A 26,312-nucleotide genomic window follows, 5' to 3' on the forward strand; every position below is an offset into this window, starting at 1 on the left:
GCGCCGCCCCCCCCCCCCCCCCGCGCCCCCGTGGGGGGCGGCGCCGTCGGCCCCGGGCTCCGCGGGCCCGCGCGGCGCGCCTGGTGGCCTGGGTGGTGGTGGCGGCCCGCCCCCCCACCCCGGCGTCGGGCGCGTCGGACGGCACCAGCAGGCCGGGCGTGCCCCCGGTGCCGAACGGGTCCGCCGCGGGGTCGACCTGCACCTCGCGGGGGTCGCCGGCGGCGGTGAGCACCCGGCGGACCCAGACGTCGGTGGGCATCCGCTCCGGCCCCGCGAGGTCCACCCGACCCGCCTGTCCGCCCGTGCCCGTCGCCAGGTCCGCGAGCACGTCGACCACGTCGTCCACCGCCACGGGCTGCACCACGTCGGCCCCGACCCGGACCCGCCCGTCGACGGTGCCCTGGTCCGCCACCGCGTCGGCGAACTCGAAGAACTGCGTCGCCCGCAGCACCGTCGTCGGGACGCCCTCGGCCGCCGCCCGCTCCTGGGCGACCTTCGCCGCGAAGTACGGGTTGCCCGGCACCCGGTCGACGCCCACGACCGACAGCAGCACCGACCGCCGCACCCCGGCGCCGGCCGCGGCGTCCGCGATGTGGACCGCCGACGCCGGGAAGAACTCGCCCGCCCGGGTGAAGTCGGGGGTGTTCGTCGCGTCCACGACGACCTCCGCCCCGGCCACCGCCGCGGCGAGCCCGGCACCCGTCCACGTGTCCACTCCGGTGCGGCGCGACGCGGCCACGGCGTCGTGCCCCCGCCCGCGCAGCACGGTCACCAGCCGCGCCCCGACCAGTCCTGCTCCCCCGACCACCACGATCCGCATGTCCGGTCCCTCCGTCGTGCGGGCCCGGCGGGCCCGCTCACCCCCTGGACGACGCAGCGGCCCACGATGTGAGCGGGTGTGACGCGCACCACGACTCCGTGACGCGTCAGGGGCACTGGACGCCCCGCCGGAGCCGCCCTACTGTGGCCGCACCATCCAGAGCGACCGAGAGACCTGGCTCGACGACGTCGCAGCAACCCCCCTCCCCGTGAGGGTGTGGGTGCTTCCGCCAGGTCCGATGGAGCTGACGATGAGCAGTCACGACGTACCCGTGCACCCGCACGACCTCGACCACCCGCGCGCCGCGGTGGTCGACGGCCTCGGTGCCGTCGACCGGCCGACCGTGTCCTTCGAGCTGTTCCCGCCCCGGAACCCCGACGCGGCGCCGCGGCTGTGGTCGACCGTGCAGCAGCTCGCCGCCGTCCGGCCCGACTTCGTCTCGGTCACCTACGGCGCGTCCGGCAGCACGCGGGACACCACCCGCGCCCTCGTCCGCCGCCTGCTGCGGGAGACCTCGCTGACCCCGATCGCCCACCTCACGTGCGTCGCGGCGTCGCGGGAGGACCTGGCCGCGACCGTCGAGGAGTTCCTGGACGAGGGCGTGCGGTCGTTCCTGGCGCTGCGCGGCGACCCGCCCGCCGACGGCTCCTGGGCCCCGCACCCCGACGGCCTGCCCACCGCGGCCGCCCTGGTCCGCCTGCTCCGCGAGGTCGAGGCCCGTCGCTGCGCGAGCAGCCCCGCGCAGGCGGTCCGCGCCGCGACCCGGCACCTGTCCGTCGCCGTCGCGGCGTTCCCCCGGGGCAACCCCGGTGCCGGCAGCACGCGGGAGCAGGACGTCGCGGCGCTGCTGGCCAAGCAGGAGGCCGGCGCGGACTTCGCGATCACCCAGGTGTTCTACGACGCCGCGTCCTACCGCGAGCTGCTGGAGCTCGCCCGCGACGCGGGCGTCACGATCCCGGTGATCCCGGGGATCATCCCGATGACCGACCCCGCCCGGCTGCGCCGCGTGGCCCAGCTCACCGGGGTGCCCGTCCCCGCGGACGTCCTGGACCGGCTCGACGCGTTCGACGGCGACGACCCCGCGGACGTCGCGCGGCGGCACCGCGTGGGCACCCGGCTCGGCGTCGACCTCGCGCACGCCGTGCTCGACGGTGGCGCGCCGGGGATCCACCTCTACACGTTCAACACCCACGGCCCCGCGCTCGACCTCCTCGAGGGCGCCGGCCTGGGAGGCGACGGGCCGCCCGCGCGCGCCGCCGTCGCGACCGACGACCACCTGACCCCTGTCCCCACCACCTGAGGCGAGAGATGACCGAGCAGACCCACCCCTTCCCGTCCGGCACCGTCCTGGGCTACCCGCGCATCGGACCCCGCCGGGAGCTGAAGAAGGCCCTGGAGGCGTTCTGGGCCGGCCGCGCGAGCGCCGAGGAGGTCGAGGCCACCGCCGCGGACCTGCGCCGCCGGACCCGCACCCGGCTCGCGGAGCTCGGGCTCGACACCCGGCTCCCCGCCATCCCGAGCGCGTTCTCCTTCTACGACCAGGTGCTCGACGCGACCGCCGTGCTCGGCGCCGTGCCGGAGCGGTTCGCCGACCTGGCGACCGACGGCGCCCTGGACCTCGCGGGCTACTCCACGGTGGCGCGCGGCCGCGGCGACGACCTGCCGCTCGAGATGACCAAGTGGTTCGACTCGAACTACCACTACCTGGTCCCGGAGATCGGCCCGGCGACGGCCTTCCGGTACGCGAGCGACCGCCCGGTGCGCGAGTTCGCCGAGGGCCTCGCCGACGGCGTGCTGACCCGACCGGTGCTCGTCGGCCCGGTGACGTACCTGGCGCTCGCGAAGCCCACCGAGGACGCCCCCGAGGGCTTCCACCCGCTGGACCGGCTCGCCGACGTGCTGCCCGTGTACGTCGAGCTGCTCCGCGACCTCGCGCGGGCCGGCGCGACCTGGGTGCAGCTGGACGAGCCGGCGCTGGTGTCCGACTCCACGGGTGTGCCCGCCGACCGCCTGCTCGCCGCCGCGGCGGAGGCGTACCGCGTGCTCGCGACCGACCTGCCCGCCGCCGAGCGGCCCGCGGTGCTGGTGGCCGCCCCGTACGGCGACCTGCGCGACGCGCTGCCGGTGCTCGCGGCCACCGACGTCGAGGGCCTGGCGCTCGACCTCGTCCGCGGCTCCGTCCCGGCGGGACCCGTCCCCGGGCTGGCGGGCAAGGTGCTGGTCGGCGGCGTCGTCGACGGCCACAACATCTGGCGCGCGGACCTCGACGCGGCGCTCGGCGGCCTGGAGCGGCTGGAGGGCCTGGGCGCCCGCCAGGTCGCGGTCGGCACGTCCACGTCGCTGTTCCACGTGCCGCACGACGTCGAGGACGAGCCGCAGCTCGACCCGACGCTGCGGTCCTGGCTCGCGTTCGCCGACCAGAAGACCGTCGAGGTCGTCACGCTCGCGACCGGCCTGACCGAGGGCCGCGAGGCCGTGCACGCCGAGCTGCTCGCGGCCGCCGACGCGCGCCGCTCGCGTGCCGAGGCGCCCGGCGTGGTCCGGCCCGAGGTCCGCGACCGGCTCGCCGGCCTGTCCGCCGACGCGTTCCGCCGCGGCGACTTCGAGACCCGTCGCGCCGCGCAGGCCGAGCGGCTCCGGCTGCCGGCGCTGCCGACGACGACGATCGGCTCGTTCCCGCAGACCCCGGAGATCCGGCACGCCCGCGCCGCGTTCACGCGGGGTGACCTGACCACCGAGCAGTACGAGGACGAGATGCGCGCCGAGGTGCGCCGCGTCGTCGAGCTGCAGGAGCAGATCGGCTTGGACGTGCTGGTGCACGGCGAGCCCGAGCGCAACGACATGGTGCAGTACTTCGCCGAGAACCTCGACGGGTTCGCGGTCACCCGCAACGGCTGGGTGCAGTCGTACGGGTCGCGCTGCACCCGGCCGTCGATCCTCTGGGGCGACGTGTCCCGCCCGGCGCCGATCACCGTGCCGTGGACCACCTACACCCAGTCGCTCACCCCGAAGCCGGTCAAGGGCATGCTCACCGGCCCGGTGACCATCCTCGCCTGGTCGTTCGTCCGCGACGACCAGCCGCTGGCCGACACCGCCAACCAGGTCGCCCTGGCACTGCGCGACGAGATCGCCGACCTGGAGGCCGCGGGCACCGCGATCGTGCAGGTCGACGAGCCCGCCCTGCGCGAGCTGCTGCCGCTGCGCGCCGACGACCACGCCGCGTACCTCGACTGGTCGGTGGCGTCGTTCCGGCTCGCGACCGCGGGGGTGCGCCCGGACACGCAGATCCACACGCACCTGTGCTACTCGGAGTTCGGGGAGATCTTCGCGGCGATCGACGGCCTGGACGCCGACGTGACGTCCATCGAGGCCGCCCGGTCGAAGATGGAGATCCTGGCCGACATCGCCAGCGAGGGCTACCCGCGCGGCATCGGCCCCGGCGTCTACGACATCCACTCCCCGCGGGTGCCGTCCGAGGCCGAGGTGACCGAGCTGCTGGCGGCGGCGGTGCGCGTGGTCGACCCCGCCCAGCTGTGGGTGAACCCCGACTGCGGTCTCAAGACCCGGCGCTACGCCGAGGTCACCCCGTCGCTGGAGCACGTGCTGGCGGCGACCCGCACGGTCCGCGCGTCGCTGGCGGTGCCGACCGCCTGACCCGGACCCGCCGACGCGCCGCGGCCCCGGTCCCCCGTCGTGGGGGCCGGGGCCGCAGTGGGTGGTCCGGTCCCTGGGCCGAACGGTCGGCCGTCAGCCGGCCGCGTGCTGCGGGGTCTCGCTGCCGGCCTCGATGGTCGTCGGCGCGGAGCCGGTCGCGACCTCGATGCGGCGCGGCCGGGCCTCCTCCGCGACGGGGATCGTCAGCGTGAGGACGCCGTCCGCGTAGGACGCCGAGATCGCGTCGAGGTCCAGGCCCCGGCCGACGGTCAGCTGCCGCGCGTAGGTCCCGACCGGGCGCTCCTTGGCCAGCCACTGCACGCCGTCCTCGGTGCGCGCGGTCCGCTGCGCCCGGATCGTCAGGGTGCGGTCGTCCACGCTCACGTCGATCGAGCCCGGGTCGGCACCCGGCAGGTCGACGTGCAGGACGTAGTGGTCACCGGCGCGGTACAGGTCCATCGGCATCGAGGCCGACGCGCGCTGCGCACCGAGCACCTGCCCCATCAGGCGGTCCATCTCCTGGAACGGGTCGAATCGCGTAGCCACAGCCCGTCACCTCCCTCACGAGCGTGGTCCCGGGCGGTCCGGGACCGGGTACTCCCCCGGCGCCTGGTCGCACCGGAAGGGGCTACGCGACCTGTTCTAGCACTCGAGGGTGCCGAGTGCCAGATCGAGCAGCCACCTGTTCGCTGAGAGATGAACGCCCTGGTCAGGGTCGGTGCGTGGCGGCCAGGGCCTCGACGATCCGCACGTCCGCGTCCAGCCAGGGCACCGTGAGCCACCGGCCCGCCGGCAGCCAGCGCAGCGCGTCGTGCTCGACCAGGGGCTCCGGCTCCCCCGCCACGAGCTCCGCGCGCCACAGGCGCATCGTGTACGTCGGCGTGAGGCGCCAGCAGCCGTCGTCGGGCCCGACCAGCTCGTCGCCGAGACCGACCTCGACGCCCAGCTCCTCGCGCAGCTCGCGGTGCAGCGCGTCCTGCGGGTCCTCGCCCCGCTCGACCTTCCCGCCCGGGAACTCCCACCGGCCGGCCAGGCTCGCCGGCGACCGGCGGCGCGCGGCCAGCAGCGTCCGGGGCGCGTCGAGGTCGTCGACGATCGCGGCGGCCACGACGAGCACGGGAGTCATGCGCGCAGTCTGCCAGCGGCGCCGGGTCAGGTGGCGAGCACCGGGCCCGTCAGGTGGCGAGCACCAGGCCCGTCAGGTGGCGAGCACCAGGCCCGTCAGGCTGACGCCGGCGGCCACCGCGGTCGCGATGCCGCCGAGGAGGACCGGTCGACCCCCGGTGCGCACGAGCCGGCCGACCCGGATCTGGGTGCCGAGCGCCACCATCGCCGCGCCGAGCGCGAGCGTCGTCACCGGCTTCACCGCCGGGAGGACGGCGTCGGGCACCAGGCCGGCGGACCGCACGAGCACGGCGACCAGGAACCCGACCACGAACAGCGGGACCAGCGGGCCACCACGACGCGCGGGCGCCTGCTCCGGGACGGCCGCGTCCGCCCGGGCGGTACGGCGCCGCCGCACGATGCCGGTGCCGGCGACCAGCGGCGCCAGGAGCACGACGCGCGCGAGCTTCGCGACGACCGCGACCGTCAGCGCCGCCGCCGACACCGTCCCGGCGGCCGCGACGACCTGGGCCACCTCGTGCACCGACATCCCGGCCCACAGCCCGGCCGTCCGGTCGCCGAGGCCGAGCACCCGCGCGGCGACCGGGATCACCAGCAGCGCCAGGGTGCCGTAGAGCGTGACGAGCGCGACGGCCGTGGCGACGTCGTCCTCCTCGGCGTCGGCCACCGGGCTCATCGCGGCCACGGCGGCGGCCCCGCAGATCGAGAACCCGGTCGCGATCAGCAGGGTCAGCGCCCGGCCGACCCGCAGCCGCGGACCGAGCCACAGCGTGACGCCGAACGTCGCCGCCACCGTGACCAGCAGGACCGCGACCTCCCGCAGGCCGAGCCCGAGCAGGTCGCCCAGGGACAGCTGCAGCCCCAGCAGCACCACCCCGGTGCGCAGCACGCGGCGTGCGGTCCACGCCAGGCCCGCGTCGAGCACCGCGGGCACCAGGCCGACCGCGCGGGCCGCCGCACCGAGGACGATCGCGACCAGCAGCCCCGGGACGACCGGCACCGCCGCCGTCAGCGCGACGCACCCGGCGGCCAGCAGCAGCGCCACCAGCACCCCCGGCGCCAGCCCCCGGGCCCCCGGTGCCGCGGTCGCGGCGGGGCGCGTGGTGGCGGCGCGCGGGGAGGCGGGGCGCGGGGCGGCAGGGCTGGGCACGGGTCCACGGTGCCGGTCGGGGGCTCGCGCCGGAACGCCGACCTGCCTGGCAGGCCCTAGCCTGAGGCTATGGAAGACCCGCGGCCCGACGGCCCGACCGCGCACACGGCACCCCCCGCGCGCCGGGTCCCGCTCGGCGCCCTGGAGCTGCTGGAGGCCGTCGACGCCCACGGCTCCCTGTCCGGCGCCGCGCGGTCGCTCGGGCTGGCGCAGCCGTCGGTGAGCACCGGGCTGCGCCGCCTGGAGCGGCAGACCGGCCTGACCCTGGTCGCCCGGTCGGCGTCCGGCACCCGGCTGACCGACGCCGGCGCCGCCGTCCTGCACCGGGGGAGGGACGTGCTGGCCGCGTCGGACGCGCTCGAGCAGGAGGTCCAGGCGCTGCGCACCGCCAGCGGCGCGCGGGTGCGGGTCGCCGCGAGCCTGAGCATCGCCGAGTACCTGGTCCCGGGGTGGCTCGCGGCGCGCCCGGCCGGCGCGGCGGTGGTCGACCTCGAGGTGGCGAACTCCCGGGACGTCGTGGACGCCGTGCTGCACGGGCGCGCGGACCTGGGGTTCGTCGAGGGCCCGGACGTCCCCGACGGCCTGCATGCGCGTGCCGTCGGGGACGACGAGCTGGTGATCGTCGTCGCGCCGGGGCACCCGTGGGCACGCCGGCAGCGACCCGTGACCGCGGCCGAGCTCGCCGCCGCGCCGCTCGCCGTGCGCGAGGCCGGCTCCGGCACCCGGGCCGTCCTGGAGCGGGCGCTGGCCGCCGCCGGGCACCCGGTCACGGGGTCGCCGGCGCAGCTCGGGTCGACGTCGGCAGTGAAGGCCGTGGTGCGCGGCGGGTCCGCGGCGGCCGTGCTGTCCCGCCTGACGGTCGCCGACGAGATCGCCCGCGGCGACCTGCGCCGGGTGCCGGTCGAGGGCGTCGACCTGCGCCGGACCCTGCGGGTCGTGTGGGCGCGGTCGCGGCGCCCGTCTCCGGCCGCCCGCGAGCTCGCCGAGCACGTGCTGCGGTCCACCGCGCCCGGCTGACGCGCCCGCGGACGACGAGGGCCGCGCTCCCGCCGAGGTGGCGGGACGCGGCCCTGCGTCGTGGCGCCGTCCCCCGGGGGGGGAGGGGACGGCGGGTCGGTCAGCGGATGCCGGCGGCCTTCGCCCAGGCGACCGCCTCGGCGCGCGTGGAGACGCCGATCTTGCGGTACACCGAGCGGACCTGGGACTTCACCGTGTTGCGGGTGACGAACAGGCGACGCGCGATGTCCTCGAGGGTGACGTCCTCCCCGAGCTCCGCGAGCACGACCCGCTCACGCGTCGTGAGCGGCTCGCCGAGGATGCTGGTGGTGGACGCGGTCGGTGCGAGCTCCAGGGTGGCCATGCTGTCCTCCGGTGTACGTGTGGCGAGTGACCGGCTGCTGGGGGGTCCGGCGGCCTATGACCGCTTGATCGGCAAGTCTGGGCACCGGCATCGCAGTTCGGATCTCACCCGCCTGAAAGTGGGCCGGGAGGAATGCGTATTACCGCCGGACGTGCTAGGGCCAAAGGCCTGGTCACCACCACCGGGAAGCGATATCCGGCTCCCGGGGCCGAAACCACCCGAACGGACTAACGCGGGGCGGCCCCGTCTCAGTCCGTGATCCGCGCCGCGTACTCCTCCGCCGACAGCAGCTCGCCCGTCGAGGTCACGTCGACGCGGAACAGCCAGCCGGCGCCGTAGGGGTCGCCGTTGACCACGGACGGCTCGTCGACGGCGTCCTGGTTGACCTCGACGACGGTGCCGGTGACGGGCGAGAACAGCTCGGACACCGACTTGGTCGACTCGACCTCGCCGACCACGGCACCGGCGGTGATCTCGCTGCCGACCGTCGGCAGCTCCAGGTAGACGATGTCGCCGAGGGCGTCGGCGGCGTTCTTCGTGATGCCGATGGTGGCCGGCGACGCGCCGTCGATCCACTCGTGCTCGGCGGTGTACTGCAGGGTGCTGGGGATCTCGCTCACGGGTCTCTCCTCGGGGGAAGCGGGGTGGGGTCAGGCGCGCCGGTAGAAGGGCAGGGCGACGACGCGGACGGGCTCGCGCCGGCCGCGCACGTCGACGGCGAGCTCGGTGCCGACGGCGCTGACCTCGGGGGTCACGTACGCCATCGCGATCGGGGTGCCGAGGGTCGGGGACGGCGCGCCCGAGGTGACCCGGCCGACCGTCGCGGCGTCGGGCTCGGTGGACGCGACGACCTCGTAGCCGTGCCGGGCCGCGCGCCGGCCGGAGCCGACCAGGCCGACCAGCACCCGCGACGGGGTGGCGTGGGCGCGGGCGGCCAGCGCCTCCCGGCCGACGAACGGCAGGGGTGCGCCGTCGGCGTCGACCTTGTCCAGCCCCACCACGCGGCCGAGGCCGGCGTCGTGGGGCGCGGTCGTGGTGTCCAGCTCGTTGCCGTACAGCGGCATGCCCGCCTCGAGCCGCAGGCTGTCACGTGCGGACAGCCCGGCGGGCACCAGGCCCAGCGGGGCACCGGCGGCCAGCAGGTCCCGCCACAGGTCGGGCGCGGCATCGGCGGGCACGAACAGCTCGTACCCGTCCTCGCCCGTGTAGCCGGTGCGGGCGACCAGCGCCTCGACGCCGCCGACCGTCGCGGGCAGGCCCGCGTAGTACTTCACGTCCCGGACCGCCTCGACGTGCGCGGGGTCCGTGAGCCCGGTGACGATCTCCACCGCGCGGGGGCCCTGCACCGCGATCAGCGCGGTCTCCAGGGACCGGTCGGTCAGCGAGGCGTCGACGTCGGCCAGCCGCTCGGCGAGCGCGTCCCGGACGACCGCGACGTTCGACGCGTTGGCGACGACGAGGTACTGCTCCTCGCCGAGCCGGTAGACGATCAGGTCGTCGAGCACGCCGCCGTCGGGCTGCACGATCATCGTGTAGCGGGCGCGGCCGACCGCCAGGCCGGAGATGTTCCCGACCAGCGCCAGGTCGAGGCCCGCGCCCGCGCCCGGGCCGTCCACGTGCAGCTCGCCCATGTGGGACAGGTCGAACAGGCCGGCGGCGGTGCGGACCGCCTGGTGCTCGGCCAGGTCGGACGTGTAGCGCAGCGGCATCGTCCAGCCGGCGAACGGCACCATCGTCGCGCCGAGCGCCAGGTGCTCCGCGTGCAGCGGCGACAGCACGGCGTCGGTCGCGGCGTCGGTCGCCGGGGTCTCGGTGGGGGTCTCGGTGGCGGGGGTGTCGGCGGGGGTCTCGGTGGCGGGGGTGGTGGTCAGGTCGCTCACAGCGCGGGCTCCTCGGCGTAGGCCTCGATGGGCGGGCACGCGCAGACGAGGTTCCGGTCCCCGTGCGCGCCGTCGATCCGCCGGACCGGCGGCCAGTACTTGCCGGCGCGCAGGGCGGCGACCGGGTAGGCCGCCAGCTCCCGGCCGTAGGGCTTGTCCCAGTCGTCCGCGACCAGGGCGGCCGCGGTGTGCGGCGCACCGCGCAGCGGCGACTCCGCGACCGACCAGCGGCCGGCGGCGACGGCGTCGATCTCGCCGCGGATGGCGACCAGGGCGTCGACGAACCGGTCGAGCTCGGCCACGTCCTCGCTCTCGGTCGGCTCGACCATCAGCGTGCCGGCGACGGGGAACGACAGCGTCGGGGCGTGGAACCCGTAGTCCATCAGCCGCTTGGCGACGTCCTCGGCGGTCACGCCCGTGTCCTTGGTGATCTGCCGCAGGTCGAGGATGCACTCGTGCGCGACGAGCCCCGCGGGCCCGGTGTAGAGCACCGGGAAGCTCGGGGCGAGCCGCGACGCGAGGTAGTTGGCGGACAGCACCGCGGTCTCGGTCGCGCGGCGCAGGCCGTCGCCGCCCATCAGCGCCACGTACGCCCAGGAGATCGGCAGGATGCCGGCCGACCCGAACGGCGCGGCGGACACCGCGGGCGCCGCCCCGCCGTCCGCGACGCCGGTGAACACCGCGTCGGTCGCCGGCAGGTACGGCACCAGGTGCGCCGCGACGCCGATCGGGCCGACGCCCGGGCCGCCACCGCCGTGCGGGATGCAGAACGTCTTGTGCAGGTTGAGGTGCGAGACGTCGCCGCCGAACTCGCCCGGCCGGGCCAGGCCGACCAGGGCGTTGAGGTTCGCGCCGTCGATGTAGACCTGCCCGCCCGCGGCGTGCACCAGGTCGCAGACCTCGCGCACGTCCTCCTCGTAGACGCCGTGCGTCGAGGGGTAGGTGATCATGATCGCCGCGACCCGCGAGCCGTGCTGCTCGAGCTTCGCGCGCAGGTCGTCCAGCTGCACCGAGCCGTCCTCGGCGGTCGCCACGACGACGACGCGCATCCCGGCCAGCGCGGCCGACGCGGCGTTGGTGCCGTGCGCGGACGCGGGGATCAGGCAGACGTCGCGGACCGGCACGTCCTGCTCGCCGGCGGCGAGCGCCTCGGCCCGGCGGCCCTCGTGGTACCCGCGGATCGCGAGCAGCCCGGCGAACTCGCCCTGCGACCCGGCGTTCGGCTGCACGGACACCGCGGCGTACCCGGTGATCTCCGCGAGCCACGCGGTCAGGTCGCCGATCAGCTCGGCGTAGCCCGCGGCCTGCTCGGCGGGCACGAACGGGTGCAGACCCGCGAACCCGGGCCAGGAGATGGCCTCCATCTCGACCGTCGCGTTGAGCTTCATCGTGCAGGAGCCCAGCGGGATCATCGTCCGGTCCAGCGCGAGGTCCTTGTCGGACAGCGCGCGCAGGTACCGGAGCATCGCGGTCTCCGACCGGTGCCGGTGGAACACCGGGTGGGTCAGGTAGGCGGTCGTCCGGCGCAGGGCGGCGGGGATCGCGGGGGCGTCGAGGCCGTCGGCCGCCGCGCCGGGGTCCACAGCTGCCGCGAAGGCCGCCAGCACCTGCTCGACGTGCGCCTCGGTGGTGACCTCGTCGCAGGTGACCTGGACGTGGTCGTCGTCGGCCGCCCAGACGTTGATCCCGCGGGCCGCCGCCGCCGCGACCACCGCGCGCGCCCGGCCGGGGACCACGGCACGGACGGTGTCGAAGAACTGCGCGTGCTCGACGGTCACGCCGCCGGCGCGCAGGCCGTCCGCGAGCGCCACGGCCCGGGCGTGCACGCGCTCGGCGATCTCCCGCAGCCCGTCGGGTCCGTGGTAGACGGCGTACATCGACGCGACGATCGCCAGCAGCGCCTGCGCGGTGCAGATGTTGCTGGTCGCCTTCTCGCGGCGGATGTGCTGCTCGCGGGTCTGCAGCGCGAGCCGGTAGGCGCGGGCCCCGTCGGCGTCGATCGACACCCCGACGAGCCGGCCCGGCAGCGAGCGCTCCAGGCCGGTGCGCACCGCCATGTACGCGGCGTGCGGGCCGCCGTAGAACAGCGGGACGCCGAACCGCTGCGCCGAGCCGACCGCGATGTCCGCGCCGAGCTCGCCGGGCGGGGTGAGCAGCGTCAGCGACAGCAGGTCGGCGGCGACCGTGACGAGCGCGCCGGCGTCCTTCGCTGCCGCGACCAGCGGGCCGAGGTCGCGGACGGCACCGGACGCGCCCGGCGCCTGCAGCACCAGGCCGACCAGCGCCTCGCCGCCCAGGTCGGGCAGCCCGGCGGACAGGTCCGCGACCCGCACGGCGAGGCCGGCGGCCTCCGCGCGCCCGAGGGTGACGGCGAGCGTCTGCGGCAGGCAGTCCGCGTCCAGCACGACGACGCCGGTCCGGCCCTTCGCGCTCCGGTGCATCAGCGCGACGGCCTCGGCGACCGCGGTGGCCTCGTCGAGCAGCGACGCGTTCGCGACCGGCAGCGCGGAGAGGTCGGCGACCACGGTCTGGAAGTTCAGCAGCGCCTCCAGCCGGCCCTGGGAGATCTCCGGCTGGTAGGGCGTGTACGCCGTGTACCAGGCGGGCGACTCCAGCACGTTCCGGCGGATCACCGGCGGCGTCACGGTGTCGTGGTAGCCCAGGCCGATCATCTGCGTGAGCACGGTGTTCTTGTCCGCGATCGCCCGCAGCGCCGCCAGCACCTCGGACTCCCCGCGCGCGGCGGGCAGGTCCAGCGGGCGGTCGGTGCGGATGCTCGCGGGGACGGCGGCGTCGATCAGCGCGTCCAGGCCGGGCCAGCCGGCGCCGACGTGCGCGAGCATGCCGTCCAGGTCGCCCGGGCGCGGGCCCACGTGCCGGTCCGCGAACCCGCGGGCGGCGTCCGTGCGGGCGTGGTCGGGCGCGGGGGTCCCGGCGTCGGTCGCGCGGGCGTCGGTCGGGAGGATCTCGAGGTGGGTCACGCGGCAGCTCCGGGCAGGACGGGCGGACGGGGGCGGACGTGCGGGGGTGGCGCGTCTCCCCGCTCTGTCATCCGCCGCGCACGGGCCAGGGCCCGGTCGCGCACGACCTGAGAGTTTTGCCGGTCCGCCGTGCCCGCGAGGGCCGGGGCGCGCCGACTTGCACCGTCGGTGGACCGGGCCCGCAGCGGGCCGGTCGCTTTCCAGAGTTGCCTCGCCGCGACGGTACGGGGGCCTGAGAGTTTCCCGGGGAGGGTTGCTCCTTCGGCGCCTCGCGCGGCCGACGACGGGGGTCGGCGGCCGGTGCGGGAGGGCTCTCCCGCCGCGGTTCGAGCAGCGTGTTGAGTTGTCTGGGTCACAGCGTAACCGCGCCGCCGCACGGGGTCGTCACCCGTCCGGTGCGCGGAGGTCAGGGCCTCGCGGGCTCGGGGTCGGGCAGCGGGAGCACGACGGTCGCGGCGGACACCGCGCCGCGGGCCCGGGCGTCCGCGACCACCCGCTCCACGTCCGGCAACCCGCCCTCGACCAGCACGGGCTGACCCGCAGCCGGGTCGCCGGACCAGCGCACCGCGGTCCCGCCCGGCGGGACGAACCCCCCCGACGACGCCGGCAGGTGCACCACGGCCGCCGCACGGACCTCCGGGTCGTCCGCCGCGCGCACCTGCACCGCCCGCACCACCGCCAGCCGCCGCACGGTGCGGACCAGCAGGCGCTGCCGGCGCTGCGTCGCGGAGAACGTCACGACGATGAGGCCTTCGCCGTCGACCGCGTGCCCCGTCGCGAGGGAGTCGAAGGACACCCCGCGGGTCGAGAACACCCCGGCGAGCGCGGTGAGCGTGCCCGTCGCGTCGGCGCCCCGCAGGAACGCGACCCAGCGCCGGTCGGTCGGCGCGGGCGGCGCGGTGGTCGCGGCCGGGACCGTCGTCACAGCGACACCCCCGTCCCGGAGGCCAGGCCCCAGGGCCGCAGCATCGCGTCCACCCGCGCGGCGGTCGTGTGCAGCCGGCGCGCCTCGTCCGGCTCGGGCTCGTCCAGCAGCACGCGCGTCCAGCCCTCCGGGCCCAGCACGACCGGGACGCCCAGCACGCCGCGCAGCGGTTCCCCGGCGACGTCCACCTCGCCGTCCAGCGCGACCTGCCCGGCGACGACGATGTCCCGGCCGTCGAGGATCGTGTCCACCAGGTCGACGGTCGCGTTGGCGGTCGCCGCGGCGGTCTTCGCGCCGCTCTGGTGGGTCAGCCACGGCCGCGCGACGCCCCGCAGGTCCGGCGGCCACGTCTCCACCAGGTCGAACGCCGCCGCCACGTCGTCCGCCATCAGGCCGGCGAGGGTCTCCTTGGCCGCCTCGATCTCCGCGCCGAACCCGTCCAGGCTCCGACCGCCGCGCAGCCCCGCGACCGCGCGCCGGCGCTCGTCGGCGTCCAGCCCGCTGATCCGCACGGTCGACCACAGCGGCACCAGGTCGTCGCCGTGCTGGCCGGCCACGAACCCGCCGACCCGGTGCCGCCGGACCCCGAGGGACACGGCCACCTCACGGCGGAACCGCAGCGTGTCCAGCCACGCGCCCATCCCGATCACCCGGTGCCGGCCCAGCTCGCGCGCGACCACGGCCACGCCGAGCTCGACCGGGTTCGACACGACGACCACGACCTCGTGGCCCGAGCCGTTGCGGGCGATGGCCCGCGCGTACGACTCGAACACCGCGTGGTTCTCGGCCGCGAGCGCCGCGCGGTCCGTGCTGGCACCCGCGCGCGCCGGGGCCGTGCGCCCGGCGGCGAGCACGACGACGTCCGCGACCACGTCCTCCGGGTCGAGCGCGACGTCGATCAGCGGGGCGTGCTCGTCGTAGGCGTCCACCAGGTCCGCCCGCAACCCGTACGACGCGCGCCCCGACGACCCCCCGGGCCGACCGACCAGCTGGAGCCGCGACGACGTCGGCAGCACCCGCCGCTCGATGAGCTGGGCGCACACCTGGCGCCCCACGTCCCCTGTCGCACCCAGCACCGCCACGTCCACGGGCCCGACCCTAGGGCAGGCACGTGTCCGGGGCGTTGCCGGGCGGGGTGCGGCTCAGTCGAAGTCGAGCAGGTCGCCCAGCCAGGACTCGCGCTTCTTCTTCTTGCCGTACGGGTAGCGCGGGTCGCGGCGGTCGTCGTAGCGCGGGCGGTCGTCGCGGTAGCGGTCGTCGCGGTAGCCCTCGCGGGGCCGGTCGTCGCGGTACCCGTAGCCGGGCGCGGGGGCCGGGGTGGCCGGCGGGTAGCCGGGGGCGGGCGGGTACGCCGGGGCCGGCGGGTAGTCCGCGAACCGCGGGTCCGGGCCGGGGTCCGGCGCGGCCGACGACGCGGTCGGGACCCCCGCGGCGCGGTCGAGGATCTTGTCGAGCTCGCCGCGGTCCAGCCAGATGCCGCGGCACGACGGGCAGTAGTCGATCTCGACGCCCTGGCGCTCGGCCATCACCAGCTCGGCCCCGTCGGTGGGACACCTCATGTCGGACTCCTCGCCTGCTCGTGGGTCGTGCTGCTCCCTGCGCTGGCGAACGAACGGGACGATCCCGCGGTTCCGGCCGGCACGGTTCCGGCCGGCGCGGGCCGTGTCAGAGCCGCGCGCGCCAGTCCGCGATCCGGTCGACCGCCTCCCGCACCACCGCGGGGGACGACGCGAACGACAGCCGCACCCAGTCGTGCCCGTCGACGTGGTCGAAGTCCGTCCCCGGCGTCAGGGCCACGCCGGCCTCGTCCAGCAGCCGCGCGCACCAGGTCCGCGAGTCGAGCCCGGAGGACGACACGTCCGCGTACACGTAGAACGCCCCGTCCGCGGGGGCGACCCGCGTCCAGCCCAGGTCCGGCAGCCGGTCCAGCACGGTGCGGCGGGACGCCGCGTACTGCGCGACGTTCGCCTCCGCCGCGGCGTACCCCTCGGGCGTGAACGCCGCGACGCCCGCGTGCTGCGCGAGCGCCGGCGGGCAGAGGGCGACGTTCCCGGCGAGCGCGTCCACCGGGCCGGCGAGGTCCTCGGGCAGCAGCAGCCAGCCGAGCCGCCAGCCGGTCATCGCCCAGAACTTCGAGAACGAGTTCACCACCACCGCACCGCTGCCCAGCGCGGTCGCCGCGGTCGGGGCACCCGCCGGACCGGGTTCGCCGGCCGCGTCCCCGTAGGTGATGCCGTGGTAGATCTCGTCGGACACCAGCCGGACCCCGTGGTCGGCGCACCACGCCGCGAGCGCGTCCAGCGACGCCCGGTCGACCAGCGTCCCCGTCGGGTTCGCCGGCCCGGCGACGACCAGCCCGTCGACCGGCGCGTCCAGGGCCTCCAGCTGCTCGACGGTCGGCTGGTAGCGGGTCTCCGGACCGCACGCGAGCTCCACGACCTCGCAGCCCAGCGCCGCCAGGATGTTCTTGTACGCCGGGTACCCGGGCCGGGCGAGCGCGACCCGGTCGCCGACGTCGAACGCCGCGAGGAACGCGAGCATGAACCCGCCCGACGAGCCGGTGGTCACCGCGACCCGCGCCGGGTCGACCTCGACGTCGTACCAGGCGCGGTAGTGCCCGGCGATGGCCGCCCGCAGCGCCGGCGAGCCCAGCGCCTCGGTGTACCCGAGGTCGCCACCGGACAGCAGCTGCACCGCGCGCTCGCGCACCACGTCGGACGCGCCGGTCGCCGGCTCCCCGACGCAGAGGTTGAGCACCGACTGCCCCGCCGCACGGCGGGCGTTGGCCGCCGCGACGATGTCCATCACGGCGAACGGGGGCACCTGCGACCGCACGGAGACCTTCATCCGCCCATCCTCCCCCGCCCCGCCCGCTCCCGCCGGGCCCCGCCCCCGCGCCGGCCCCCGCGCCCCCTCGGCGCCCTTCGCCCGCCCCCTGGGCGCCGAGATAGGACTGCCGGGCCGAGACAGGGCCTCCGACGGTCCTGTCTCGGCGCGGAGGTCCTGTCTCGGCGGGGCAGGCGCGCGGCGTCGGGGGCCGGGTCGGGCGGGTCAGCCGGTGGCGAGGGCCGCGCGGACCGCGTCGACGACGCCGTCCGCGGCCGCCTCGATCTCGTCCAGGCAGGACTCGAAGTTCTCGGGCCCGCCGTACCAGGGGTCGTCGACGTCGAGCAGGTGCTCGTCGCGCGCGTCCGCCACCGCGGGGGCGGCCGGGTCGAAGGTCCGGAACATCACGACCCGCTCGGCCTCGGCCGGGTCGGCCGCGAGCCGCCGCAGCGCCCGCGCGTGGGACGCGGTCATCGCGAGCACCAGGTCCCGCTCCGCCAGGTCGCCCGCGCGTACCTGCCGTGCCGCGCGGTCGGGCACCGGGTAACCGCGGGCCGCGAGCGCCGCGCGGGCCCGGCGGTCGAGGGGGTTCCCGTGCTCCTCGTCGCTGACGCCGGTCGAGTCGACGACCACGCGGTCCCCCAGCCCGGCGGCCTCGAGCCGGTCGCGCAGCACCACCTCGGCCATCGGCGACCGGCAGATGTTGCCCGTGCACACCGTCATCACGCGGTACCGGCCCTGGTCGTCCGTCATCGGTGCTCCTGTTCCTCCGGGGTGTCGCAGCAGCACACCCGCGCCGCCGTCGACGTCGATGCCCGCCCGGCCCATCCTCACACCACCGACACCGCCGACACCGCCAGGCACGTCGCCGAGTCAGGGCCCGCGCGTCGAGACAGGACGTCCCGCGGTCCTGTCTCGACGCGCCGGTCCTGTCTCGGCGGCCGGGGCGGGCGCGGCGGGTTGGGCGGGCCGGTCAGCGCGTGAGTGTCAGCGCGGGAGGGTGCCGGCGAGGCGGCCGAAGCGGGCGGCGCTGTCCGGGTCGAGGCCGGTGACGACCGCCGTCTTGCCCTTCGCCGCGTAGCGGGTGGTGATCGCGTCGAGCGTGGCGACGGTCGACGCGTCCCAGACGTGCGCGCCGGACAGGTCGATGACGACGCGCTCCGGGTCGCCGGCGTAGTCGAACTGGTGCACGAGGTCGTTGGACGACGCGAAGAACAGCGCCCCGGTCACGGCGTACACGCGCTCGCCGTCGTCGTCGGAGCCGTCGACCCGCGTCACCGTCGTGAGGTGCGCGACCCGGCGCGCGAACAGCAGCGTCGCGAGCAGCACCCCCGCGACGACGCCGTACGCGAGGTTGTGGGTGGCGACGACCACCGCGACGGTGACGACCATGACGGCGGTCTCGCTGAGCGGCATCCGGCGCAGCGTCGACGGGCGGATCGAGTGCCAGTCGAACGTGGCGACGCAGACCATCACCATCACGGCGACCAGCGCGGCCATCGGGATCGCCCCGACCACGTCGCCGAGGCCGACGACGAGCGCCAGCAGGAACGCCCCGGCGAGGAACGTGGAGATGCGGGTCCGCGCGCCGGAGACCTTCACGTTGATCATCGTCTGGCCGATCATCGCGCAGCCGCCCATGCCGCCGAACAGTCCGGACAGCACGTTCGCGGCGCCCTGGCCCCAGGCCTCGCGGGTCTTGTCCGAGTGGGTGTCCGTGATGTCGTCGACGAGCTTGGCGGTCATCAGCGACTCGAGCAGCCCCACCAGGGCCATCGCGACCGCGTAGGGCGCGATGATCCGCAGCGTCTCGACCGTGTACGGGACGTCGGGCAGCAGGAACGACGGCAGGGAGTCCGGCAGCGCCCCCTGGTCGCGGACCCGCGGCACCGCGAGCCCGGCGACGACGGTCACGGTGGTCAGCAGCACGATGGCGACGAGCGGGGCGGGCACGACGGTGGTGAGCCGGGGCAGCAGCGCGATGACACCGATCCCGACGGCCAGCAGCGGGTAGACCGCCCACGGGACGCCGATCAGGTGCGGCAGCTGCGCCACGAACACGAGGATCGCGAGGGCGTTGACGAACCCGACCATGACCGACCGCGGGATGAACCGCATCAGGCGCGCGACCCCGAGCAGGCCGAGCGCGACCTGGACGACGCCGCCGAGGACCACGGTCGCGAGCAGGTAGCTGAGACCGTGGTCCCGCACGACGGGCGCCACGACCAGCGCGACCGCACCGGTGGCGGCGGAGATCATCGCCGGCCGACCGCCGAGGAACGCGAGCGACACCGCCATCACGAACGACGAGAACAACCCGACCCGCGGGTCGACGCCCGCGAGGATCGAGAACGAGATCGCCTCGGGGACCAGCGCGAGCGCGACGACCAGGCCGGCCAGCACCTCGGTCCGCAGCCGCCGCGGCGAGCGCAGCGCGGCCCGGACGGAGTGCGCCTCGTCGGCCTCGGGGACCCGCGGGTGCACAGGGGCGGGCGTCGGTTCAGCGGGCACGCGGGATCCGTTCGGGCGCGATGGTGGGGGCTGCCGCACTCTACTCTCACGTCACGTCAGGGTTGCCCGTCGCCCGCGCGAGGCCGGACGACTACCGTCGCTGCCACCACCTGGTGACGAGGAGACGCATGGACGACGAGCTGATCGTGGTGACGGGCGCGTCCGGACGGGTGGGTCGCCGCCTCGCGGTGCGCCTGGCCGCCGAGGGCGCGCACCAGCGGCTGGTGGTGCGCGCCCCCGACCGCGCCCCCGAGCTGCCCGGCACGGAGACCGAGGTCGCGCTGAGCCCCGGCTACCAGGACGTCGCGTCGATGCGGGCGGCGTTCGCCGGGGCGCGCACGGTGTTCCTGGTGTCCGGCCGCGAGTCCGCGCACCGGGTCGACGAGCACCGGGCCGCGGTGGACGCGGCGGTCGACGCCGGGGTCGAGCGGGTGGTCTACCTGTCGTTCATGGGCGCCGCCCCCGACGCGACGTTCACGTTCGCCCGCGACCACTGGGTCACCGAGGAGCACATCCGCGCCTCGGGCCTGCGGTTCACGTTCCTGCGGGACTGCCTGTACCACGACGCGATCATGCGGTTCGTGGGCGAGGACGGCGTGCTGCGCGGCCCGGCGGGCGACGGCCGGGTGGCGGCGGTCGCGCACGACGACGTCGCGGACGTGGCGACCGCCGTGCTGCTGGACGAACGCGCGCACGACCACGACGGTCAGGCCTACGACGTCACCGGCCCGGCCGCGTACTCCCTGGCCGAGGCGGCGGAGGTGCTGTCGCGGGCGACCGGCCGGGCGATCACCTACGTGCCCGAGACGCTCGAGGAGGCGTACGCGTCGCGCGCGGGGTACGACGCCGAGCCGTGGGAGGTCGAGGGCTGGGTGTCGTCCTACGCGGCGATCGGCGCCGGCGAGCTGGCGGCCACGTCCCCGACGGTGCGACGGCTGTCGGGGCGGCCCGCGCAGTCGTTCGAGCAGTGGCTGACCGTCAACCCCCAGGAGTGGGCGCACCTGCGCGCCTGACCGACGAGGGTCACCCCGCCCGGCGTGGGGGTGGGGACGACGCGCGACCTCCCCCGAGCGCGCGCCGCCCCCACCCGGCTCAGTCGCCCGCGGGCAGGTCGGCGTGCACGCCGACGGGCGCCGACCGTCGCCGCGCGAGCAGCACGCCGCCCGCGCCGAGCGCGACCAGCGCCCCGGCGACCCCCGCCAGCGCACCCGCACCGGCGGACCCGGTCACCGCGAGCGAGCCGTCCGCGCGGACGACCACCGTCCGCCACACCACCCGCCCGCTGACCTGGCCGACCAGCGCCAGGCGGTGCGTGCCCGCGTCGATGGAAGCGGGCAGCGTGACGGACCCGGACACGGTGCCGTCGGCGGCGGCGCGCAGGTAGCCGAGGTCGGCAGGCGCGGAGAACAGCCGGACCAGCACCCACTCGCCGGGCGTGAACCCGGTGGCGGACACGGTGACCCGCCCGCCGGGGACCAGCGCGCCGGTGACCGTGATCCGACCGGCGTTCCCCGGGACGAGGTCCGCGGCGGACACGGTGCGCAGCGGCGTCGCCGGCGGGGTCGCGCCAGCGCCGGGCACGGGCTGGGCGGGTCCGGGCTGCGCAGGTCCGGGCTGGGCGGGCGCACCCGGCCCATCCGGCGTCCCCGGGGTGCCCGGCGTCCCGGGCGTCCCGGGGTCGACCGCGAACAGGTCCGCCGCCGCGCCGAGGTCGAGCAGCACCGTCTCGCCGGTGGCGTCGTCGAGGCCGTCGTTGTCGGTGACCGCGTAGACGCGGCCGTCGCCGCCGACCGTGAGCCCCTCGAGCTTCTCCTGGGTCCAGCCGCGGGTGGCCCGCAGCGCCGGCAGCACGTCCACCGCCAGGGTCTTGGTGACCGGCACGACCGCCGCCTGGCCGGGCGTCGCCGCCGGCAGGTCCACCTGGTAGACGGCCTTCACGGCGGCGTCGGGCCCGTTGAGCTTGTCCCGCTCGACGACGGCCACGGAGTCCGCGTCCAGCGCGACGACCTCCGACAGCCCGATCCAGTCCCCGGCCGCGCCGGTGCTGGTCAGCGGGTACGCGAACCAGGTCCAGGTGCCGCCGGTGACGTCGTACCGGCCGATCCGCGCCGTGCCACCGAGCCCACCCGGGTCGGTGGTGAGGCCGCGCTGGAGGGCGACGAGGACGTGCTCGCCGGTGGCGTCGACCGTGGTGCTGACGCCCTCGACGCCCCACTTCGTCAGTCCGGCGGCGACGTCGGCGGGCAGCGGCACGGTCTCCTGGACCGCCCCGGTCGCGTCGAGCCGGACGAGCTGGTTGCCCGCCCCCGTGGCGCCCTCGACGCCGAGCCAGAACCCGCCGTCCGCGCGGGTGGCGACGCCCTCGGCGTCCAGCGCGACAGGCATGCCAGCCCGGGTCACGGTGATCTCGCGGTCGATCACCGCGGGGCTGGTGGACACGTCGAGCGACAGCAGCCGGGTCTCGGCGAACGCCGCGTCGGTGGCCGTCCACAGCCGGTCCGGGTCCGTCACGTCGGGGGCCAGCGCACCGAGCGCGCCCCAGCCGATCGGGTTCCCGGCGGCGTCGTCGGCGGACACCACGGTCGGGAACTGCGGGGTCCCGCCCTGCGCGGCCCACGCCGGGCCGCGCCCGAACACCGTGACCGCGGAACGGACGCGCGCGTCGGCGTCGTCGGTCTCGGAGGAGACGACCAGCAGGTCGCGGCCCGGCACCGGCAGCAGGCCCTCGGGCCCGTTGGTGGTGGCGAGCACCTGGACGAACCGCGGCGCGGCCGGGTCGGTCACGTCGTAGACGGCGACGAGGTTCGACCGCTCCGACCCGACGAACGCGTAGGGCGTGCCGCCGAGGGTCGCGACGGCCAGGCCCTCCATCTCGACGCCCTTCTTGCCGGCCCGCTTCTCGGCGTGCAGGCCGGTGCGGACCGCGAGGCGCTCGAGCTCGGCGCCCGCGTCCCAGACCACGGCGCCGGTCGTGGCGTCGAACACCGACCAGCCCCGGGTGCCGCCCTTCCAGTCGCCCTCGTTCGCGGTCGCCACGTGGGTGTCGTCCAGCCAGCCGATCGCGTCGGGCTCCCGCGGGGTCGCGGGGATCGAGCCGGTCTGGTCGATCCGACCGTCGTCCTCGACGTCGATGCCGGACACCGCGACCGAGCCGGCGCTGAACGCCGAGGTCACCGCGCGGGTCGCCAGGTCGATCAGCACGACGCCGTTGTTCTCCTGGAGGGTCACCGCCAGGGTCGTGCCGGAGGGGTTCACCGCGACGTACTCGGGCTCCGGGTCCTGCGGGGTGTCGAGGCCCACGAGCTGCGGCAGCGGCGAGCCGTCCGGCTGCACGAGGTCGACGCGGTGGGTGGTCCAGGCGGCCACGTCGGGCGCGGACAGGTCGAGCAGCTGGACGAACCCGGCGGGGAGCTGCGGGAGGTCGCCCTCGTCCCCGCCGGCCGGGGTGGCCTCCTCGTCGCGCTGGTTCTCCATCGCGATCGCGGCCGTCGCGCGGTCCGGGGTCAGCACGATCGAGTCGGGCTGCCCCTCCAGCTCGATCGTCCGCAGCGCGGCGTGCGTGCGCAGGTCCGCGACGACGAGCGCGCCGGTCGGGTGCAGGTAGTCGGCCGACGTGTCGACGACGACCAGCACCCGGTCGCCCACGACGGCGACGGAGGTCGGCGACGCGTGCCCCGGCAGCCCGAGCGCGGCGAGGTCGAGCGTCCCCCGGCCCTGCGGGGCGGCGGGGTCGGTGATGTCGACGAACCCGATCCGGCGCCCGGCGGCGTCGGTGTGCACGAACGTCCTCCCGTCGTCCGAGATCGCGGAGATCTCGGCGACCGTCTCGTCCGCGGCGTCCGTCCCCGCCGGGCGGTTCAGGTAGACCGGGTACGTGGACAGCCGGTGGAACGTCTCGTCGGCCGCGGGCGAGGTCCACGCCGCCGGCGCACCGGTCGGTGCCGTCGACGCGACGGGCGACGCGACGGCGGCCGTGGCGACGAGGCCGGCGAGCCCGGCGACGAGCGCCGTGCAGGTGGTCAGGGCGAGGCCGCGCCGGACGGGCACAGGCAGCATCGAGAGCTCCTTCGGTCGGGTTGACCGCAGGCTGCTGCGCCCCGCTGACCGGGGTCCGTCGGGTGGGTGAACGACCGGCGTCCACCGGGCGTCGATCCGCCGGCGCGCCGCTCGGGGCGTGCCGCTCAGCCCTTCCGGGCCGCTCAGCCCTTCCGGGCGGTGAGCACCAGCGGCCCGTCGGGCGTGATCGCCACGGTGTGCTCGGCGTGCGCCGCGCGGGAGCCGTCGGCGGTCCGGATCGTCCAGCCGTCGCCGTCGACCGTGTAGCCGTCGCCCCCGGCCATGAACCAGGGCTCGATCGCGATGACCAGGCCCGCCCGGAGCTTCATGCCGGTGCCGCGGCGGCCGAGGTTGGGGACGTGCGGGTCCTCGTGCATCGTCCGGCCGACGCCGTGCCCGCCGAAGTCCGCGTTGATCCCGAGCCCCGCGGCGCGCCCGACCTCGCCGATCGCCGCGGAGATGTCGCCCATCCGGTTGCCGGGACGCGCCTGGGCGATGCCGGCCGCGAGCGCCTCCTCCGTGACCCGGATCAGCCGCTGGGAGTCGGGGTCGGGGGTGCCGAGCTGGAAGCTCAGCGCGGAGTCCGCGACCCAGCCGTTCACCTGCGCGGCGAAGTCGATGCTCAGCACGTCCCCGTCGGCGAGCACCTGGTCGGACGGCAGACCGTGCAGGGCGGCGTCGTTCACGCTGGTGCACAGGACGCCCGGGTACGGCATGGCGCCGAACGACGGGTGGTACCCGAGGTAGACGGAGTGCGCGCCGGCCTCGTCGATGAGCCGGTGCGCGTGGGTGTCGAGCTCCTTCGTCGTCATGCCCACCCGGGCCACGTCCTGCAGGCTGCTCAGCACCCGGGCGATGAACGCGCCCGCCGCCCGCATCTGCTCGATCTCCCGGGGTGTCTTCAGCTCGACCACCCGACCCACCCTAGTCGTGGGTGCCCGGGTCCCCGCCCAGCCCTGCGACCCCCGCCGCGAGCATGTCGACCAGCACCCCGAAGCTGTGGTCGAGGTCGTCGGGCAGCCGGAACCCGCCGCCGAGCTCGAGCGTGACGAACCCGTGCACCCCGGCACGCAGCGCCCGCACGGCGTCGACGGCCCGGGCCTCCGGCAGCGCGAACCCGCGCAGCACCGCGACCATCAGGCCGACGACCTCCGCCGCGGTGGCGGCGAGCTCGGCGTCGGCCGGGTCGTCGGGGTCGGGGGCGGTCTGCACGGCGGCGTACCGCCCGGGGCGCGCGTGCGCGTAGTCCCGCATCCCGTGCGCGAGCGCGCGCAGCGCGTCCGGGCCGGACCGGCCGAGCGTGCGGTCGACGAGCTCGGCCCGCAGGTCGCGTGCCGCCACGACGGCCACCTCGCGGCGCAGCGCGGCGAGGGAGCCGACGTGCTTGTAGAGGCTCGGGGTCGCGACGCCGGCCTCGGCCGCGACCTTGGCGAGCGTGAGGTCGGCGAACCCGGTGGTCCCGCCGGCGTCGACCAGGTCGAGCGCGATCCGGACGACGGCGTCGTGCGACAGCCCGGCCCTAGGCACGGGCCACCTCGCCGAGCAGCGCGAGCACGGCGTCGGCGACGACGCCCGGGGTCTGGTGCTGCGGGTAGTGCGCCGCGTCGGCGACGAGCAGGGTGCGGGCGCCGGTCGTGGCGCCGATCCAGGCGAGCTCCGCGGCGGGGTCCGACCAGTCCGGGTCGAGCGCGCCGACCACCGCGAGCGCCGGGGCCTGCACCCGGGGCAGCCGCCGCTCCACGACCGCGTGGTCGAGCCCGAGGGCCAGCCGGCGGAACGCCGCGAGGTACCCCGGGCGACGCATGCTCGCGCGCAGCGCCGCCCGGTGCTCGGCGAGCCGCGGGGCCCGGGTGCCCTTGTTCAGCGTGCCGTAGTACGCGGCCCACGCGGCGGCGCCCCACGGCGCGGCCAGCATCGCCCGCAGCACCAGCCCGAGGACCGCCTTCTTGGCGGCGCCGCCCGCGGGGTTGCGCAGGAACGGACTGAGCAGCACGAGCGCGCGGACCAGGTCGGGCCGGTCGGCGGCGACGACGGTGACCGCCGAGGCGCCCATCGAGTTGCCGACCAGCACGGCGGGCCCGGCACCGAGGTGCTCGACGAGCGCGATGACGTCCTGCGCGGTGGCCTCGTCGCCGTCGGTGGCGAACCCGGTGCTCGACTCCCCGTGGCCGCGGAGGTCGGTGGTGACCACCCGGTACCCCGCGGCCAGCAGGGCGGCGCGCAGCTCGTCGTAGGTGGACCGCAGGTCGCCCATCCCGGGGACCGCCACGACGAGCGGGCCGGTGCCGGCGTCGTCGTAGGCGATGACCCCGTCGGGCCGCTGGAGGTGCTCCGTGCGTCGCTCGATCATGTCCATAGCCCGAAGGCTAATACCCTTAGCCTTCGGGCGCAAGAGGTGTCTGCGATCCTCGACGCGTGCAGCACGACCTCGCCCTCGAGGGCCACGGAGTCCGCCTCGTCCCGCTCGACACCACGCACGCGCCCGCGCTGGCCGCGTTCGTCGACGACCGCATCTGGGCCGGGATGTCCACGCCGCTCCCCGCGGGTGACGACGCGTGGCGCGCCGAGGTCGCCACGGCGCACACCACCCCCGGCCGGTACGCGTTCGCCGTCCTCGACGCCGGCACCGGCGAGCTCCGCGGCAGCACGTCGTTCTACGACCGGGACACCCGCGTCCCCCGCGTCGAGATCGGGCACACCTTCTACGCGCCCCGCTGGTGGGGCGGTGACACGAACCCCGCCTGCAAGCTGCTGATGCTCACGCACGCGTTCGAGGTGTGGGGCTGCGCCCGGGTCGCGCTGCGGGCGGACTCGCGGAACACCCGGTCGATCGCCGCGATCACCCGGCTCGGCGCCACGCCGGAGGGCGTGCTGCGGCGCCACCGGCTCTCGTCCGACGGGACCCTGGCGGACACGGCGTACTTCTCGGTCGTCGCCGAGGAGTGGCCCGCGGTGCGGGCGGGGCTGCTCGCGCGTCTCGGCGCCTGAGCCGGGCCGGGGTCAGGCGGGGGCGGGCAGGGAACA

23 protein-coding genes and 2 riboswitches are annotated in these 26,312 nt (G+C 76.4%); of the genes, 5 read left to right on the forward strand and 18 right to left on the reverse strand.

Annotation, left to right across the window (positions count from 1 at the left end; all coding sequences use genetic code 11):
- Window positions 1-820, reverse strand: an 820-nt coding sequence (locus tag ACFVXN_RS15845) for an SDR family oxidoreductase (RefSeq protein ID WP_389234529.1), incomplete at its 3' end; no start/stop codon positions are given.
- 149 nt (window positions 821-969) lie between these two features.
- Window positions 970-1,065, forward strand: a riboswitch (SAM riboswitch).
- 5 nt (window positions 1,066-1,070) lie between these two features.
- On the opposite strand from ACFVXN_RS15845, the gene ACFVXN_RS15850 reads away from it, so the two are divergent.
- Window positions 1,071-2,120, forward strand: a complete 1,050-nt coding sequence (locus ACFVXN_RS15850) for a methylenetetrahydrofolate reductase (RefSeq protein WP_389234532.1) — start codon at window positions 1,071-1,073, stop codon at window positions 2,118-2,120.
- 8 nt (window positions 2,121-2,128) lie between these two features.
- Window positions 2,129-4,474: a 5-methyltetrahydropteroyltriglutamate--homocysteine S-methyltransferase gene (gene metE / locus ACFVXN_RS15855; protein ID WP_389234535.1), complete on the forward strand. Its 2,346-nt coding sequence runs from the start codon at window positions 2,129-2,131 to the stop codon at window positions 4,472-4,474.
- 93 nt (window positions 4,475-4,567) lie between these two features.
- On the opposite strand, the gene ACFVXN_RS15860 is transcribed toward metE, so the two are convergent.
- The 3 genes from ACFVXN_RS15860 to ACFVXN_RS15870 all read right to left on the reverse strand — a co-directional run bounded on the left by ACFVXN_RS15860 (window position 4,568) and on the right by ACFVXN_RS15870 (window position 6,749).
- On the reverse strand, window positions 4,568-5,020 hold the full coding sequence (locus ACFVXN_RS15860; protein ID WP_389234538.1) for an Hsp20/alpha crystallin family protein: 453 nt from the start codon (window positions 5,018-5,020) through the stop codon (window positions 4,568-4,570).
- A 163-nt stretch (window positions 5,021-5,183) separates the two neighbouring features.
- A complete protein-coding gene (locus ACFVXN_RS15865; RefSeq protein ID WP_389234541.1) occupies window positions 5,184-5,600 on the reverse strand; it encodes a (deoxy)nucleoside triphosphate pyrophosphohydrolase in 417 nt (138 codons plus the stop codon).
- 72 nt (window positions 5,601-5,672) lie between these two features.
- Complete coding sequence (locus ACFVXN_RS15870) at window positions 5,673-6,749, reverse strand: YeiH family protein (protein ID WP_389234544.1); 1,077 nt, start codon at window positions 6,747-6,749, stop codon at window positions 5,673-5,675.
- 69 nt (window positions 6,750-6,818) lie between these two features.
- Here ACFVXN_RS15870 and ACFVXN_RS15875 point away from each other — a divergent pair, with 69 nt between their 5' ends.
- Window positions 6,819-7,766 (forward strand): LysR family transcriptional regulator, encoded by a 948-nt coding sequence (locus ACFVXN_RS15875; RefSeq protein WP_389234547.1) that lies wholly within the window; start codon window positions 6,819-6,821, stop codon window positions 7,764-7,766.
- Window positions 7,767-7,866: 100 nt separating this feature from the next.
- On the opposite strand, the gene ACFVXN_RS15880 is transcribed toward ACFVXN_RS15875, so the two are convergent.
- The 10 genes from ACFVXN_RS15880 to ACFVXN_RS15925 all read right to left on the reverse strand — a co-directional run bounded on the left by ACFVXN_RS15880 (window position 7,867) and on the right by ACFVXN_RS15925 (window position 19,205).
- The gene (locus ACFVXN_RS15880; protein ID WP_389234550.1) at window positions 7,867-8,109 is read right to left on the reverse strand and encodes a LuxR C-terminal-related transcriptional regulator; all 243 of its coding nucleotides are present in this window, start codon (window positions 8,107-8,109) and stop codon (window positions 7,867-7,869) included.
- Window positions 8,110-8,357: 248 nt separating this feature from the next.
- A complete protein-coding gene (gene gcvH, locus ACFVXN_RS15885; protein WP_389234553.1) occupies window positions 8,358-8,729 on the reverse strand; it encodes a glycine cleavage system protein GcvH in 372 nt (123 codons plus the stop codon).
- 30 nt (window positions 8,730-8,759) lie between these two features.
- Window positions 8,760-9,887, reverse strand: coding sequence for a glycine cleavage system aminomethyltransferase GcvT (gene gcvT / locus ACFVXN_RS15890; RefSeq protein ID WP_389234848.1), 1,128 nt, complete (start codon window positions 9,885-9,887; stop codon window positions 8,760-8,762).
- A 98-nt stretch (window positions 9,888-9,985) separates the two neighbouring features.
- Entirely contained in the window at window positions 9,986-12,970 is a 2,985-nt protein-coding gene (gene gcvP, locus ACFVXN_RS15895; RefSeq protein WP_389234556.1) for an aminomethyl-transferring glycine dehydrogenase, read from the reverse strand.
- Window positions 12,971-13,180: 210 nt separating this feature from the next.
- Window positions 13,181-13,299, reverse strand: a riboswitch (glycine riboswitch).
- Between the two features lie 77 nt (window positions 13,300-13,376).
- Window positions 13,377-13,895 carry a hypothetical protein gene (locus tag ACFVXN_RS15900; RefSeq protein ID WP_389234559.1) on the reverse strand — a complete coding sequence of 173 codons (519 nt, stop codon included), beginning with the start codon at window positions 13,893-13,895 and terminating at the stop codon, window positions 13,377-13,379.
- Window positions 13,892-14,983 carry a lactate dehydrogenase gene (locus ACFVXN_RS15905; RefSeq protein WP_389234562.1) on the reverse strand — a complete coding sequence of 364 codons (1,092 nt, stop codon included), beginning with the start codon at window positions 14,981-14,983 and terminating at the stop codon, window positions 13,892-13,894. The genes ACFVXN_RS15900 and ACFVXN_RS15905 overlap by 4 nt, the downstream gene beginning before the upstream one ends.
- Before the next feature lie 54 nt (window positions 14,984-15,037).
- Window positions 15,038-15,454 carry a zf-TFIIB domain-containing protein gene (locus tag ACFVXN_RS15910; RefSeq protein ID WP_389234565.1) on the reverse strand — a complete coding sequence of 139 codons (417 nt, stop codon included), beginning with the start codon at window positions 15,452-15,454 and terminating at the stop codon, window positions 15,038-15,040.
- Between the two features lie 106 nt (window positions 15,455-15,560).
- Window positions 15,561-16,742, reverse strand: a complete 1,182-nt coding sequence (locus ACFVXN_RS15915) for a pyridoxal phosphate-dependent aminotransferase (protein WP_389234568.1) — start codon at window positions 16,740-16,742, stop codon at window positions 15,561-15,563.
- A gap of 204 nt (window positions 16,743-16,946) precedes the next feature.
- Window positions 16,947-17,474: a low molecular weight protein-tyrosine-phosphatase gene (locus ACFVXN_RS15920; protein ID WP_389234571.1), complete on the reverse strand. Its 528-nt coding sequence runs from the start codon at window positions 17,472-17,474 to the stop codon at window positions 16,947-16,949.
- Between the two features lie 234 nt (window positions 17,475-17,708).
- Window positions 17,709-19,205 carry a SulP family inorganic anion transporter gene (locus ACFVXN_RS15925; protein ID WP_389234851.1) on the reverse strand — a complete coding sequence of 499 codons (1,497 nt, stop codon included), beginning with the start codon at window positions 19,203-19,205 and terminating at the stop codon, window positions 17,709-17,711.
- 155 nt (window positions 19,206-19,360) lie between these two features.
- Between ACFVXN_RS15925 and ACFVXN_RS15930 the strand changes: the two genes are divergently transcribed.
- Window positions 19,361-20,245: an SDR family oxidoreductase gene (locus ACFVXN_RS15930; RefSeq protein ID WP_389234574.1), complete on the forward strand. Its 885-nt coding sequence runs from the start codon at window positions 19,361-19,363 to the stop codon at window positions 20,243-20,245.
- 79 nt (window positions 20,246-20,324) lie between these two features.
- Here the strand turns inward: ACFVXN_RS15930 and ACFVXN_RS15935 are convergent, their stop codons facing one another.
- The 4 genes from ACFVXN_RS15935 to ACFVXN_RS15950 all read right to left on the reverse strand — a co-directional run bounded on the left by ACFVXN_RS15935 (window position 20,325) and on the right by ACFVXN_RS15950 (window position 25,644).
- Complete coding sequence (locus ACFVXN_RS15935) at window positions 20,325-23,288, reverse strand: esterase-like activity of phytase family protein (RefSeq protein ID WP_389234577.1); 2,964 nt, start codon at window positions 23,286-23,288, stop codon at window positions 20,325-20,327.
- A 143-nt stretch (window positions 23,289-23,431) separates the two neighbouring features.
- The gene (gene map, locus ACFVXN_RS15940; protein ID WP_389234580.1) at window positions 23,432-24,202 is read right to left on the reverse strand and encodes a type I methionyl aminopeptidase; all 771 of its coding nucleotides are present in this window, start codon (window positions 24,200-24,202) and stop codon (window positions 23,432-23,434) included.
- Window positions 24,203-24,212: 10 nt separating this feature from the next.
- Window positions 24,213-24,815 (reverse strand): TetR/AcrR family transcriptional regulator, encoded by a 603-nt coding sequence (locus tag ACFVXN_RS15945; RefSeq protein ID WP_389234582.1) that lies wholly within the window; start codon window positions 24,813-24,815, stop codon window positions 24,213-24,215.
- Window positions 24,808-25,644 carry an alpha/beta fold hydrolase gene (locus ACFVXN_RS15950; RefSeq protein WP_389234585.1) on the reverse strand — a complete coding sequence of 279 codons (837 nt, stop codon included), beginning with the start codon at window positions 25,642-25,644 and terminating at the stop codon, window positions 24,808-24,810. The genes ACFVXN_RS15945 and ACFVXN_RS15950 overlap by 8 nt, the downstream gene beginning before the upstream one ends.
- A gap of 59 nt (window positions 25,645-25,703) precedes the next feature.
- Between ACFVXN_RS15950 and ACFVXN_RS15955 the strand changes: the two genes are divergently transcribed.
- The gene (locus tag ACFVXN_RS15955; protein WP_389234588.1) at window positions 25,704-26,276 is read left to right on the forward strand and encodes a GNAT family N-acetyltransferase; all 573 of its coding nucleotides are present in this window, start codon (window positions 25,704-25,706) and stop codon (window positions 26,274-26,276) included.
- Window positions 26,277-26,312: the final 36 nt, after the last annotated feature.

The organism is Cellulomonas sp. NPDC058312, from assembly GCF_042880135.1.
GTDB lineage: Bacteria > Actinomycetota > Actinomycetes > Actinomycetales > Cellulomonadaceae > Cellulomonas.

Bases quoted from the DNA above. Each gene is read 5' to 3' on its own strand.
- ACFVXN_RS15865 (WP_389234541.1), bottom strand. From the start codon at position 5,600: ATGACTCCCGTGCTCGTCGTGGCCGCCGCGATCGTCGACGACCTCGAC.
- ACFVXN_RS15910 (WP_389234565.1), bottom strand. From the start codon at position 15,454: ATGAGGTGTCCCACCGACGGGGCCGAGCTGGTGATGGCCGAGCGCCAG.
- ACFVXN_RS15875 (WP_389234547.1), top strand. From the start codon at position 6,819: ATGGAAGACCCGCGGCCCGACGGCCCGACCGCGCACACGGCACCCCCC.
- metE (WP_389234535.1), top strand. From the start codon at position 2,129: ATGACCGAGCAGACCCACCCCTTCCCGTCCGGCACCGTCCTGGGCTAC.
- ACFVXN_RS15950 (WP_389234585.1), bottom strand. From the start codon at position 25,644: ATGGACATGATCGAGCGACGCACGGAGCACCTCCAGCGGCCCGACGGG.
- ACFVXN_RS15935 (WP_389234577.1), bottom strand. From the start codon at position 23,288: ATGCTGCCTGTGCCCGTCCGGCGCGGCCTCGCCCTGACCACCTGCACG.
- ACFVXN_RS15880 (WP_389234550.1), bottom strand. From the start codon at position 8,109: ATGGCCACCCTGGAGCTCGCACCGACCGCGTCCACCACCAGCATCCTC.
- ACFVXN_RS15930 (WP_389234574.1), top strand. From the start codon at position 19,361: ATGGACGACGAGCTGATCGTGGTGACGGGCGCGTCCGGACGGGTGGGT.
- ACFVXN_RS15915 (WP_389234568.1), bottom strand. From the start codon at position 16,742: ATGAAGGTCTCCGTGCGGTCGCAGGTGCCCCCGTTCGCCGTGATGGAC.
- ACFVXN_RS15850 (WP_389234532.1), top strand. From the start codon at position 1,071: ATGAGCAGTCACGACGTACCCGTGCACCCGCACGACCTCGACCACCCG.
- ACFVXN_RS15920 (WP_389234571.1), bottom strand. From the start codon at position 17,474: ATGACGGACGACCAGGGCCGGTACCGCGTGATGACGGTGTGCACGGGC.